Below are 12750 nucleotides of genomic sequence, written 5' to 3'. Positions count from 1 at the left end.
TCCCGCGGGAGTAGCCGCCTGTGCAGGAGGGACGGCGGTACCGCTGCGGGAGCAGGCCGGAGTCGGCCTCCGCGGCGGACGCGGGACGAGCCTCCGTACCGGACGCTTGGATCGTCGCCCGACCGGGCGACACGAACCGCCCAGGAGGCAACCGTGCACACCGCTCTCTCGACCATCGCCGCCGTCGGCCCGTACGGGCACGGCAGCCCGCCCTTCTTCCTGTTCCCGGCGTTCTTCGTGCTCGTGCTCCTGGCCGCCGCCGTCGTCTTCGGCGCGCTGCGCCGCGGCAGCTGGCGGGCACGGTCCGACGCCAGGGCCGTCCTCGCCGACCGGTTCGCCCGCGGCGACATCGACGCGGACGAGTACCGCTCGCGGCTCGCCGAGCTCAGCCGGAAGTGACCGACAGCGCCGACGTGATCGTCGCCACGGTGTCGTCGACCGAGCCCTCGATCGACACCGCGACGGCGGTCTCGTCGGGCTGCGGCCGCTCGAGGGTCGCGAACTGCGAGTCGAGCAGCGACGACGGCATGTACTCGTGGTGGCGGTGGGCCTGGCGCTCGGCGATGAGGTCGTGCGACCCGTCGAGGAACGCGATGACGAGGTCGGGCGCCGAGCTGCGGAGCCGATCGCGGTAGACCCGCTTCAGCGCGGAGTTCGCCATCACGCACCGGTGGCCGGACGCCTGCACCTCGGCGATGCGGGCCGCGCACGCGTCCAGCCAGGGCCAGCGGTCCTCGTCGGTCAGCGGAGTGCCCTGCCGCATCTTCTCCTTGTTGGCCGCCGGGTGCAGGTCGTCGGCGTCCACGAACGTGCTCGGCTGGCCCTGCTCGGCGAGGGCGTCGGCCAGCGCCTGGCCGACGGTGGACTTGCCGGAGCCGGAGACGCCCATCACGAGCACGGGCGGGAGGACGTCGTGGTCGGTCATCCCTCCACAGTACGGGTCGTCCGCTTCCCGTCCCCAGTTGCCGGAACACCCGTGCCGACCCAAGGTGTCGGTCGTACGGTGGGCCGCGACACGTCAGGACGAAGGAGACTCAGGTGGCGGACAACGAACAGCACGACGACGGCGGCACGGCGAACATCGGCGTCGTCGGTCTCGCGGTGATGGGCTCGAACCTGGCCCGCAACCTCGCCTCGCGCGAGGGCAACACGGTCGCGGTGTACAACCGCACCTACGCACGCACCCAGGAGCTCATGGACGAGCACGGCGACATGGGGTTCATCGCGTCCGAGGACATCGACGGCTTCGTCGCGTCGCTGTCGAAGCCGCGCACCGCCATCATCATGGTGCAGGCCGGCAAGGGCACCGACGCCGTCATCGAGCAGCTCGCCGAGCGCTTCGAGGAAGGCGACATCATCGTCGACGGCGGCAACGCGAACTTCCACGACACCATCCGCCGCGAGCACGACCTGCGCGAGAAGGGCCTCAACTTCGTGGGGACCGGCATCTCCGGCGGCGAGGAGGGCGCGCTGAAGGGCCCGTCGATCATGCCCGGCGGCTCGGACGAGGCGTGGGAGACCCTCGGGCCGATCCTGAAGTCGATCGCCGCGGTGGCCGAGGGCGAGCCGTGCGTGACGCACATCGGCACCGACGGCGCCGGCCACTTCGTCAAGATGGTCCACAACGGCATCGAGTACGCGGACATGCAGCTGATCGCCGAGTCCTACGACCTGCTCCGTCGCGCCGGCGGGCACTCGGTCGACGAGCTCGTGCAGATCTACGAGAAGTGGAACGAGGGCGACCTCGAGTCCTACCTGATCGAGATCACGGGCGAGGTCCTCAAGCAGCAGGACGCCGACACCGGCAAGCCGCTCGTGGACGTCATCCGCGACGAGGCCGGGTCGAAGGGCACCGGTGTGTGGACCGTGCAGAACGCCGTCGGACTCGGCATCCCCGTCTCCGGCATCGGCGAGGCGGTCTTCGCCCGCGCGGTGTCGTCGAAGCCGTCGCAGCGCGCAGCCGTCCAGGAGTCGGTGACGAGCCGCCCGGACGTCGTCGACGTGCCCGACACGTTCGAGGACGACGTCCGCGCCGCGCTGTACGCGTCGAAGGTCGTCGCGTACGCGCAGGGCTTCGACCTCATCATCGCCGGGGCGAAGGAGTACGACTGGGACATCGACCTCGGCGCGGTCGCGAAGATCTGGCGCGGTGGCTGCATCATCCGTGCCCAGTTCCTCAACCGCATCGTCGAGGCGTACGACAAGAACCCCTCGCTCGAGAGCCTGCTGGTCGACCCGTACTTCGCGGACGCCGTCGCCGAGGGCGAGGCGGCGTGGCGTCGCATCGTCGGGATCGCCGCAGCGTCGGGCATCCCCGCCCCCGGGTTCTCGTCCGCGCTGGCGTACTTCGACTCGCTCGCCTCCGACCGCCTGCCCGCTGCACTCATCCAGGGGCAGCGTGACTTCTTCGGCGCGCACACCTACCAGCGCGTCGACAAGGACGGCACCTTCCACACGCTGTGGTCGGAGGACGGCCGCCGCGAGGTCGAGCAGGAACCGTCCACGCACTGATCAGCGCTCTGACCCGGACACGACAGCAGGCCCCGTCGCTCGACGGGGCCTGCTGCCGTCCGGCGGTCGAGGTCAGGCGACGATGCGCTCCCGTGCGAGGTCGGCGACGAGCCGCTCGAGTCTCGGGCCCCGTCCGAGCAACCGACGGGACCCGGGCGACGAGCGGACGAAGAAGGTGGCGACGGCGGCGGTGTCGTCCGGTCGGACGTAGTGCACGGCCACGGCGCTCGCAGTCCGCTCCCCCAGGACGTCCTCGACGCCCACGTGCACCATGCGGCTCCAGCGGATCACGAGCAGACGGGTCGCCCGACGCTCCTCGAGTTCCCACAGCGACGCCTCGGTGGCCCCGAACGCCCAGGTCACCCGCTCGCCCAGGGTGGTCTCGGGCCGGGCCCGCTGCACGTCCCGCCGCAGTTCCGGCGTCGGCGCCGCCGGCACCAACCAGACGGTCGGGTCGATGCGACGGATCGCGGACGCGAGTGCCTCGTCGGCACGACGACGGCGGATCGCCCGGGCGCGCACGACCGCGACGACGACACCCGCCATCCCGACGGAGACCGCGACGAGCTCGGCGACGCCGAAGAACGTCAGGTCGGTCTGCGGCGCCGTCGAGACGACGACGATCCGACCGACCAGGAGCGCCGTCCACACGCCGACGATGCTCCAGCGCAGGACCGCGAAGCGTCGATCGGCCGTCCACGCGGTGCGCGACCGCCGCGCGCGACCGCGGCGGGGCAGGCGGTCTGGTCGGTCCAACACGATCCCGATCCTCGCACGGCTCCGGTCGGGCGCGCTGTCCCGGCGCCGTGAACGGTCGACGAACCCGTCGCGATCACGATCCCTGCACAGGCCGGAGCGGTTCACCGTCGTCCACCACCACGGACGTTGTCAGCCCATCCGCGGTGGTCCCGACCTACGCTGCACGGGTGAGCACGACAGCGGCACCGACCACCGAGCAGGCACCGACCCCGACACGGGTCCGGCACCCGGCGCTGCTCGCGGCCGTGTGCGGTGTGATCGCGATCGCCGCGTTCCTGGCCGTCGCCGAGTTCGGCGCGCTGCTGCTCGGCGGTGCGGGCAGCCCGCTTGTGGCCGTCGGTTCGGCCGTGATCGACCTCGCTCCCCCGGCGGCGAAGGACCTGATGGTCGGCCTGTTCGGCACCGGGGACAAGGTCGCGCTCTTCGTGCTCATGGCCGTGCTCACGGCCGCGATCAGCGCGGGCGCCGGTGTGCTCGAGCGCGCGCGGCCGCCGTTCGGGGCGCTCGTCCTCGCGGCCGGTGCGGTCCTCGCGCTGGTCGCCGTCACCACCCGCTCGGGCAGCGGGACCTGGGACGGAGCCCCGACGGTGCTCGGCGTCGCCGCGGCGATCGTCGTGCTCCGCGTGCTCCTGCGTCGGCTCCGTCGGTGGGAGGCCGCGGCGGCCGTGCCCTCGGCGTCGCCCCGCATGGCCGCGACCGAGCGACGCGCCTTCCTGGTCTGGAGCGCGACGACCGCCGTCGCGGCGATCGTCGTCGGCGGAGCATCACGAGCCGGTACGGCGGCGATGCAGGCCGCGGCGGCCGCGCGACGCGCCGTCCGGCTCCCCCGGGCCGCGACGACCGCGCCCGCCGTCCCCGCCGGCGCGTCGCTCGACGTCGACGGGATCACGCCCTACGTCACGCCGAACGCCGACTTCTACCGCATCGACACGGCGCTCCGCGTGCCGTCGATCGACCCGGCGGACTGGTCGCTCCGTATCCACGGTGCCGTCGACCGAGAGGTCGTCCTGACCTGGGACGAGCTGCTGGCACTGCCCCTGCAGGAACACATGGCCACGCTCAGCTGCGTGTCGAACGAGGTCGGTGGTGACCTCATCGGCAACGCCCTGTGGCTGGGCTACCCGATCCGTGCACTGCTCGCCCGAGCGGGTGTGCAGGACGGCGCCGACATGGTCCTCTCCCGCAGCATCGACGGGTTCTCCGCCGGGACGCCCCTCGACGTGCTGCAGGACGAGGGCACGGCGGCACTGCTGGCGATCGGGATGAACGGCGAACCGCTGCCGGCCGAGCACGGCTTCCCGGTGCGGATGGTGGTCCCCGGGCTCTTCGGCTACGTCTCCGCGACGAAGTGGGTGACCGAGCTCGAGGTCACGCGGTTCGCCGACGCCCAGGGGTACTGGACGCCGCGCGGGTGGTCCGAACGCGGGCCGGTGAAGCTGGAGTCGCGGATCGACACCCCTCGGGGCGGTGCCTCACTGACCGCCGGCCAGCAGGTCGCCGTGGCCGGCGTCGCCTGGCAGCCGCACACCGGGGTCAAGGCGGTGCAGGTGCGCATCGACGACGGCCCGTGGCAGGATGCCACGCTCGCGGACTCCGTCTCGGCCGACACCTGGCGGCAGTGGGTGTACCGCTGGACGCCGGACGCCGGCTCGCACACTATCCGGGTCCGGGCGGTGAGCGCCGACGGCCAGGTGCAGACGAGCGTCGAACGGCCGCCGGCCCCGAACGGTGCGACCGGGTGGCACACGGTGCAGGTCAGCGCCGGCTGACCCCGTCAGTGTGATCGTCCCCGTCCCCGTCGCCGTCGCCGTCGCCGTCGCCACGGGCACCGGGTGTCGCGACGACCGTGTCGAGGTCCATGCCGGGTCCGTCCTCGTGCCGGCGGACGAAGCCGCGCTGTTCGTAGAAGGACGCTCGGCCCCGAGCCGCGAAGAGCTGCACGTCCTCGACGCCCCGTCGGCGTGCCTCGTCGACGAGCCGGGCGAGCACCTCGCCTCCGACACCCCGGCCGCGGACGCCCTCCGACACGATCATCTCGGTGACGAAGGCGTGCAGGGCACCGTCGCTGATCAGGCGTCCGATCCCGACCAGACGCCCCGCCTCGTCCCGCGCGCTGCACACCACCCAACTGCCGGACAGGGCCCGTGCGAAGCGCTCGGGGTCCCAGGCACCCCAACCGGTCTCGCCGTAGAGGGCCTGGAACTCCGCTGCGGTCGGCGGTGCGAACGAGTACTCCACGCCCAGACGGTACCGCGGCCGAGGGGCGTCAGGCGGGGAGCTCCGCGACGATGCAGGTCCCCTCGACCTCGTCGTCGGACTCGATCGTCACGCTGAAGCCCGAGCCCTCGAACACCGCGCCGGACACCGGCGCCTGGGTCGACGACACCTCGATGACGACCGCGCCGCCCGGTCGCAGCCACTCCCCCGCTCCCGCGGCCACCCGCCGGTGCACGTCGAGCCCGTCCGGGCCTCCGTCGAGCGCGACGAGTCGCTCGTGCTCCCGCGCCTCGGCCGGCATGGTCGCCAGCGCCTCCGACGGCACGTACGGCGCGTTCACCGCGATGACGTCGACGGCTCCGCGGAACCGTTCCGGCAGCGGTGCGAACAGGTCTCCCAGGACGACGATCCCGCGGTCGCCGATGTTCTCCGCCGCGACGTCGACCGCGTCCGGGTCGATGTCCGCGGCGACCAGGTCGAGCGCGCCGACCCGGCCGAGCAACGCCACCGAGATCGCGCCGACCCCGCAGCACAGGTCGACGACCCGGTCGTAGCGCTGCAACCGTCTTGTGGCCTGCTCGACGACGACCGTGGTGCGGGTCCGTGGCACGAACACCCCCGGTGCGACACGGACGCGGTGTCCGTCGAACGCGGCCCAGCCGAGCACGACCTCGAGCGGTTCGCCGGCGAGCCGACGCTGCACCAGGCTGCGCAGCTTCACCGGGTCACCGTCACCGGCCTCGAGCAGCAGGTCGGCTTCGTCCTCGGCGAACACGCTGCCCGCCGACCGGAGTCGGGCGGCCAGCGCGGCGTGCGCCGGGTGGACAGGAGGCACGGCTCAGCTCGACGGTCGGGTCACGCGGATCGCGCGACCGGTCCGACTACGCGGCACCGTCGAACATCGACGTCACGGAGCCGTCGTCGAAGACCTCGTGGATCGCGCGGGCGATGAGCGGCGCGATCGGCAGGACCTCGAGGCGGTCCCAGCGCTTGTCCTCGGGCAGCGGCAGGGTGTCGGTGACGACGACGCGGTCGATGAACTCGCTCTGCAGCAGCTCGGTGGCCGGGTCGGAGAACACGGCGTGCGTCGCCGCGACGACGACGCCGGTCGCGCCGTTGGCCTTCAGGGCCTCCGCCGCCTTGGCGATGGTGCGGCCGGTGTCGATGAGGTCGTCGACGAGCAGGCAGACACGGCCGGAGACGTCGCCGACGATCTCGTGCACGGACACCTGGTTCGGCACGAGCGGGTCGCGGCGCTTGTGGATGATCGCCAGCGGGGCGCCGAGCTTCTCCGACCAGATGTCGGCGACGCGGACGCGACCCATGTCGGGCGACACGACCGTCAGGGTCTTCGGGTCGAGGATCTCCCGGAAGCGCTCGAGCAGGACGGGCATCGCGAACAGGTGGTCCACCGGGCCGTCGAAGAAGCCCTGGATCTGGGCGGCGTGCAGGTCGACGCTCATGATGCGGTGCGCACCGGCGGCCTTGAACAGGTCCGCGACGAGTCGGGCCGAGATCGGCTCGCGGCCACGGCCCTTCTTGTCCTGGCGGGCGTAGGGGTAGAAGGGCGCGACGACGGTGATGCGCTTCGCCGAGGCACGCTTCAGCGCATCGACCATGATGAGCTGCTCCATGAGCCACTCGTTGATCGGCGCGGTGTGCGACTGGATGACGAACGCGTCACAGCCGCGGACCGACTCGTCGAAGCGGGCGTAGAGCTCACCGTTCGCGAAGGTCCGGGCATCGGTCGGCACCAGGTCGACCCCGAGCTCGTCGGCGATCTGCGCCGAGAGCTCCGGGTGCGCCCGGCCCGACACGAGGACGAGTCGTTTCTGGCCCGTGGTCTTGATTCCGGACAAGTGCGGTGCTCACTCCCTGACCCGCTCGGGGCCGTCTCGATCGACCCGACCGCCGTCAGATCTGTTCGCCGTGCGCGCGCCGAGCCGCCTCGGCCGCCGGCGAACCGGGTCGGTGTTCCTCGACCCATCCGTCGGTGTTGCGCTGCGGGGCGTAGCTGATCGCCAGCGACCCGGCCGGTACGTCCTTGCGGACGGTCGTACCCGCGCCGGTGTACGCCCCGTCGCCAATCCTAACCGGGGCGACGAACACGTTGTGCGAGCCGGTGCGGACGTTCGACCCGACCTCGGTGCGGTGCTTGTGCACGCCGTCGTAGTTGGCGGTGATCGTGTTCGCGCCGATGTTCGAGTCCTCGCCGACCTCGGCGTCGCCGATGTACGACAGGTGCGGGACCTTGCTGCCGCGGCCGATCACCGCGTTCTTCGTCTCGACGAACGTGCCGATCTTGCCCCGCTCGCCCAGGATCGTGCCCGGGCGCAGGTAGGCGAAGGGACCGACCGAGGCGCCGTCGCCGATGACGGCGAGGGTCGCGTCCACGCGGTTCACCACCGCGCCGGCACCGACCTCGGTGTCGCGCAGCGTGGTGTCCGGCCCGACCACGGCACCGGCGGCGACGGCCGTGGCGCCGACGAGCTGCGTGCCGGGGAGGATCTCGGCGTCGGCCTCGATGGTGACGTCGAGGTCGATCCAGGTGGTCGCCGGGTCCTGCACGGCGACGCCGGCGACCTGGTGTCGTCTGACGATGCGGGCGTTGAGCTCGCGCGCGGCGTCGGCGAGCTGCGCGCGGTCGTTGATGCCGGCCACGAGCCAGGGGTCGGTGAGGGTCACGACGTCGACCGAGCCTCCCCGTTCGATGACGAGTGCCGGTGCGTCGGTGATGTACTTCTCGCCCTGCGCGTTCGCGGTGGTGAGCGACGGCAGGACGGCACGCAGCTGCGTGACGTCGAAGGCGTAGATCCCGGCGTTGTACTCGGTGATCGTGCGCTGCTCGTCGGTGGCGTCCTTGTGCTCGACGATGCCGACGAAGGTGCCGGACGCATCGCGGACTACGCGGCCGAGACCGGTCGGGTCGTCGGCGATCGCGCTGACCAGGGTCACGGCGTTGCCGACGTGGGCGTTCACCAGCGCGCGGAGCGACACGGCGTCGAGCAGCGGGACGTCGCCGGACAGCACCACGACCGTGCCGTCGAAGTCGGCGGGCAGCGCCTGGACGGCGACCTCGACCGCGCGACCGGTGCCGGGGACGTCGTCCTGGTCGACCACGATCGCCTCGGGGGCGCGCTCGGCGACCTCGGCGGCGACCCGGTCGCGTTCGTGCCGGACGACCACGGCGACGTGCTCGGGCTCGAGCGAGGCGGCCGTGCGCAGCACGTGCGCGACGAGGGGCAGGCCGGCGAGGCGGTGCAGCACCTTCGGGGTGGACGACTTCATGCGCGTGCCCTGCCCGGCGGCGAGGACGACGACGGCGATCCGCTGGTCGGTCATGTCCTCCATCCTGGCGCATGGTCCCCGACCGTGCGTCACGCCCGCGCGGGCTCCCGCTTGACGAACGCCATGAGCACGAGCCCCGCGACGAGCACCACGACCACGCCGATGATCCCGAACCGCGTCGACCCGCCGATCGTCACCGCGATGCCGAACAGCGCCGGTGCCAGGAACGACGCCGCCCGCCCGGTCGTCGCGTAGAGGCCGAACAGCTCGCCCTCGCGGCCCGGGGTGGCGAGCCGCGCCAGGTACGCCCGGGACGACGACTGCACCGGCCCGACGAAGATCGCCAGCGTGAGCCCGAGCACCCAGAACCCGGCGGTGGCGTTCCCGATGAGGAACACGCCGATGCCGGTGAGCGCGAGCCCGACGAGCGACACCGTGATGACCGCCCGCGAGCCGAACCGGTCGTCGAGCCGCCCGGACGCGAAGGTCGCGATGCCGGCGACGACGTTCGCCGCGATCGCGAAGAGGATCACCTGCGACGGACTGAACCCGAAGACCTGCGCGGCGACGATGCCGCCGAAGGTGAACACCGCGCCGACGCCGTCGCGGAACACGGCGCTCGCGAGCAGGAAGACCAGGACGTTCCGGCGCTCCCGCCACAGCCGGGCGACGTGCCGGCCGAGGTCGCGGTAGGCGCTGAGCAGGCCGCCGGTGCGGGACCGGTCCGGTGCCGCCTCGGGCACGGTCAGGAAGAGCGGAACCGAGCTGACCGCCAACCACACCGCCGCGATGCCGATCGCGACCCGGACGTCCCACGACCCGTCCGCCACGGTCGACGGCAGCTGCAGGAGCCCCGCGACCCCCTCGGTGCCGAAGTCCTGGATGCAGAGCAGGAGCAGGACGACGAGCAGCACGATCCCGCCGAAGTACCCGGCCGCCCAACCGACCGCCGACACGCGCCCGGTCTGCGGTCCGGACGCCACCTGGCCGAGCATCGCGTTGTAGCCGACGGTCGCGACCTCGTACGCGACGGTCCCGATGCCGAGGAGCGCTGCGCCGAGCACCAGGTACGGCTGCTCGGGCGCGACGAAGACCATCGCCCCGATCGACAGCGCGACACCGATCGTGCCGATGAGCACGGACCGGCGGCGGTGCCCGGAGGAGTCGGCGAGCCGCCCCACCGCGGGCGCGACGAGCGCGACGACGATCCCCGCGAGGGTCAGTGCCGTCGAGACCGTGGCCGCGTTGTGCGCGAGCTCCCGCTCGACCGCCTGCGCCGCGGCCGCCGAGGAGTCCTCGGCAGCGACGAGCCGCGGGTCGACGAACGCCCGGCTCGCCAGGTAGGTGCTGAAGACGAACGTGGTGACGACGGCGGTGAACGCCGAGGACCCCCAGTCCCAGAGTGCCCAGGACACGAGGGCCCGCCGGTCGGTGCGCTGCGGCACTGCCGCCGCCGGTGTCGCGGTCATGGCCGAACCGTAGCGCGTCGTGGTGACCGGGCGGGGACGACCCGGCCACGGCTCGCCGTGGTGACCGAACGCCGGACGGGAGGGTCGGCACCCGCCGGCACCGCGCCTCCCGTCCGTCGAGCGGTCACCGGACGGGCGCGACCCGCGTCGCGCACGTCGACTCGCGTCCTCACGCGCCCGCGGGGACCCCGTTCGGGTACACGACGGACTTGAGCGAGGCCGGGTCGGTGTCGCTCTCGAGGGCATCCCGGACCTCGTCGAGGCCGAAGCGGCCGGTGACGAGCGCGTCGAGGTCGACCTGGCCCGACGCGACGAGACCGATCGCGACCGGCCACGTGTTCGTGTAGCGGAAGATGCCGGTGACCGTCACCTCGAGGTTCTGGATGTGCTCGACCGGCAGCACCATCTCGGAGTTGCCGAGGCCCACGAGCACCGCGGCGCCGGCGGGCCCGACGGCCTTGATGCCGTCCGACACGGCACGGGGCGCACCGCTGGCGTCGATGAACGCGTCGACGGGGACGATGTCCGACGTGACGTCCACCGCGACGGGGTCGACCACCTCGGTCGCGCCGAAGGACAGCGCACGCTCGCGGCGCTCGGGGACGAGGTCGCTGACGACCACGCGCGTCGCGCCGAACGCCCGCGCGACCTGGGCGCAGATGACGCCGATCGGTCCGGCGCCGGCGATGAGGACGCACGAGCCGGGCACGATGCCGGCCTTGCGCGCCGCGGCGATGCCGACGGACAGCGGTTCGAGCAGTGCACCCGCCTCGAAGGACACCGTGTCGGGCAGGGTGTGTGCCAACTCCGCCTCGATCGTGACGTACTCGGCGAAGGCACCGTCGACCGGGGGCGTCGCGTAGAACCGCATGTGCGGGCAGAGGTTGTAGCGGCCGGCCAGGCACTGCGCGCAGCGGTGGCAGGGGCGCTGGGGCTCGACGGCGACGCGCTCGCCGATCCGGGCGGGGTCGACGCCCTCGCCGACCGCGGCGATCGTGCCGGAGAGCTCGTGGCCGAGGACGAGCGGCTCCTCGACGACGAAGTCGCCGATGCGGCCGTGGCGGTAGTAGTGGACGTCGGAGCCGCAGACGCCGACGGCGGCGACGCGGACGAGGACGTCACCAGGGGCGACCGCGGGGACGGGGCGGTCCTCGATCGTCAGGTCCTCGGTGCCGAGCAGGACGCTCGCGCGCTGGGTGTCGGGGGTGGTGCTCATGCGGATCTCGCTTCCTCGACCGCGTCCTCGCGGTCGGATGTGGTGTGGTCGGTGGCGGGGGCGGCTGCCGCGCCGCTGGTGGTCGGGAGGGCCCCGTCGCGGAGCAGGTCGGCGAACCCGAGCTCGGCCGCGCCGCGCACCAGGACGTCCCGCCCGAGCTCGGCGGGCACGATGCGCAGCCGGTCGGTCATCGCCGCCATGGTCTGCGCCCGGACGTCGTCCTCGACGCGGTCCCCGACGTGCCCGAGCAGCACCCCGAGGAACCCGCCCAGCACGACGACCTGGGGGTCGACGGTGTGGATGGCGTTCCGGATCGCCGTCGCGAGCGCGGTCACCTGTCGGTCGACGACCCGATCGACCGCGTCGTGCCCCGCGGCCAGCGCCGTGGCGAGGGCGTCGAGGTCGTCGGGCGGAGTGCCGGTCACGGCGGTCAGGGTGCCGCGCGAGGCCTCGGTCTCCAGGCACCCGATCGCCCCGCAGTGGCAGCGGATGCCGTTCGCCGCGACGAAGGTGTGCCCGAGCTCGCCCGCGTACCCGTCGGCACCGCTGAACGGTCGGCCGGCGCTGACGATCCCGCCACCGATGCCGCTCGCGCCGCCGTTCAGGTACACCAGGTCGTCGACACCGCGCGCACTGCCGTAGAGCCGCTCGGCCCAGGCACCGAGGTTCGCGTCGTTCGCCGCGCGGACCGGTAGCCCGAGACGCTCGGCGAGGGGTCCGGCGAAGGGCTCGTCCCGCCAGCCGAGGTGCGGGGCGTCGCGGACGACCCCGTCCTCGACCCGGACGATGCCCGGGACGGCGACGCCGACGCCGACGAGCTGCAGCTCCGGGGCCGCCCGTCCGGTCAGGACGTCGAGCAGCCGGGCGACGGCGTCGACCGCGACGGCCGCGCTCGGGACGCTGGGCTGCGGCTCGACGAGCCGGTCGCGCATGGTGCCGTCGAGGGCGACGAGTGCCACCGCGACGGTGTCGATCTCGACGGTGACCGCGGCGGCCACGACGTCGCCGGATGCCCGGACGACCGCGCTCGGCCGCCCGACCCCGGCGGGTCGGTCGGCTCCCGCGGTCCCGGCGGCCGGGAACTCCTCGTGCACCAGACCCCGCTCGACGAGCTCCCCCACCAGGGCGAGCACCGTCGAGCGGTTCAGCCCGGTCTGTCGGGTGAGTTCCGCGCGGGTGACGGGTCCGCTCTCGTGCACGATGCGGAGGACCCGCGCGACGTTGCCGGGCGTGGTCGTGGCCGTGCGGGCCATGGGTCCTCCTCGTGGTGGTGATGTGGATCGGCGGCGC

General features: G+C 73.0%; 12 protein-coding genes. 3 read left to right on the top strand and 9 right to left on the bottom strand.

What is annotated here, in order from left to right; translation table 11 throughout:
• The first annotated feature begins 153 nt into the window (after positions 1 to 153).
• Positions 154 to 399 carry a hypothetical protein gene (locus ACIPEQ_RS06325; RefSeq protein ID WP_402714516.1) on the top strand — a complete coding sequence of 82 codons (246 nt, stop codon included), beginning with the start codon at positions 154 to 156 and terminating at the stop codon, positions 397 to 399.
• Here the strand turns inward: ACIPEQ_RS06325 and ACIPEQ_RS06320 are convergent.
• Positions 386 to 925, bottom strand: coding sequence for a gluconokinase (locus ACIPEQ_RS06320; RefSeq protein ID WP_126890985.1), 540 nt, complete (start codon positions 923 to 925; stop codon positions 386 to 388). The genes ACIPEQ_RS06325 and ACIPEQ_RS06320 overlap by 14 nt on opposite strands.
• Before the next feature lie 113 nt (positions 926 to 1038).
• Between ACIPEQ_RS06320 and gndA the strand changes: the two genes are divergently transcribed.
• Positions 1039 to 2511, top strand: a complete 1473-nt coding sequence (gndA, locus tag ACIPEQ_RS06315; protein ID WP_402714515.1) for an NADP-dependent phosphogluconate dehydrogenase — start codon at positions 1039 to 1041, stop codon at positions 2509 to 2511.
• Positions 2512 to 2583: 72 nt separating this feature from the next.
• On the opposite strand, the gene ACIPEQ_RS06310 is transcribed toward gndA, so the two are convergent.
• Complete coding sequence (locus ACIPEQ_RS06310) at positions 2584 to 3270, bottom strand: hypothetical protein (RefSeq protein ID WP_402714514.1); 687 nt, start codon at positions 3268 to 3270, stop codon at positions 2584 to 2586.
• Positions 3271 to 3437: 167 nt separating this feature from the next.
• On the opposite strand from ACIPEQ_RS06310, the gene ACIPEQ_RS06305 reads away from it, so the two are divergent.
• Complete coding sequence (locus ACIPEQ_RS06305) at positions 3438 to 5039, top strand: molybdopterin-dependent oxidoreductase (RefSeq protein WP_402714513.1); 1602 nt, start codon at positions 3438 to 3440, stop codon at positions 5037 to 5039.
• Here the strand turns inward: ACIPEQ_RS06305 and ACIPEQ_RS06300 are convergent.
• The 7 genes from ACIPEQ_RS06300 to ACIPEQ_RS06270 form a co-directional block, all read right to left on the bottom strand.
• The gene (locus ACIPEQ_RS06300) at positions 5026 to 5508 is read right to left on the bottom strand and encodes a GNAT family N-acetyltransferase (RefSeq protein WP_402714512.1); all 483 of its coding nucleotides are present in this window, start codon (positions 5506 to 5508) and stop codon (positions 5026 to 5028) included. The two genes, ACIPEQ_RS06305 and ACIPEQ_RS06300, sit on opposite strands and share 14 nt — an antisense overlap.
• Positions 5509 to 5536: 28 nt before the next feature.
• Entirely contained in the window at positions 5537 to 6322 is a 786-nt protein-coding gene (locus tag ACIPEQ_RS06295) for a putative protein N(5)-glutamine methyltransferase (protein ID WP_402714511.1), read from the bottom strand.
• 46 nt (positions 6323 to 6368) lie between these two features.
• Complete coding sequence (locus ACIPEQ_RS06290; RefSeq protein ID WP_126892446.1) at positions 6369 to 7346, bottom strand: ribose-phosphate diphosphokinase; 978 nt, start codon at positions 7344 to 7346, stop codon at positions 6369 to 6371.
• Between the two features lie 55 nt (positions 7347 to 7401).
• Positions 7402 to 8829 (bottom strand): bifunctional UDP-N-acetylglucosamine diphosphorylase/glucosamine-1-phosphate N-acetyltransferase GlmU, encoded by a 1428-nt coding sequence (glmU, locus tag ACIPEQ_RS06285; RefSeq protein ID WP_354026439.1) that lies wholly within the window; start codon positions 8827 to 8829, stop codon positions 7402 to 7404.
• Between the two features lie 35 nt (positions 8830 to 8864).
• Positions 8865 to 10244, bottom strand: coding sequence for an MFS transporter (locus tag ACIPEQ_RS06280; RefSeq protein WP_402714510.1), 1380 nt, complete (start codon positions 10242 to 10244; stop codon positions 8865 to 8867).
• Between the two features lie 169 nt (positions 10245 to 10413).
• Complete coding sequence (locus ACIPEQ_RS06275) at positions 10414 to 11460, bottom strand: NAD(P)-dependent alcohol dehydrogenase (RefSeq protein WP_402714509.1); 1047 nt, start codon at positions 11458 to 11460, stop codon at positions 10414 to 10416.
• Positions 11457 to 12713 (bottom strand): ROK family protein, encoded by a 1257-nt coding sequence (locus ACIPEQ_RS06270; protein WP_402714508.1) that lies wholly within the window; start codon positions 12711 to 12713, stop codon positions 11457 to 11459. Before ACIPEQ_RS06270 ends, ACIPEQ_RS06275 begins: the two co-directional genes overlap by 4 nt.
• Positions 12714 to 12750 lie beyond the last annotated feature (37 nt).

Origin of the sequence: Curtobacterium sp. NPDC087080 (genome assembly GCF_044745105.1) — a bacterium.
Taxonomy (GTDB): Bacteria; Actinomycetota; Actinomycetes; order Actinomycetales; family Microbacteriaceae; genus Curtobacterium.
Note: the sequence above shows the minus strand (reverse complement) of the source record. Positions and strands in the feature narration are given on the sequence as shown.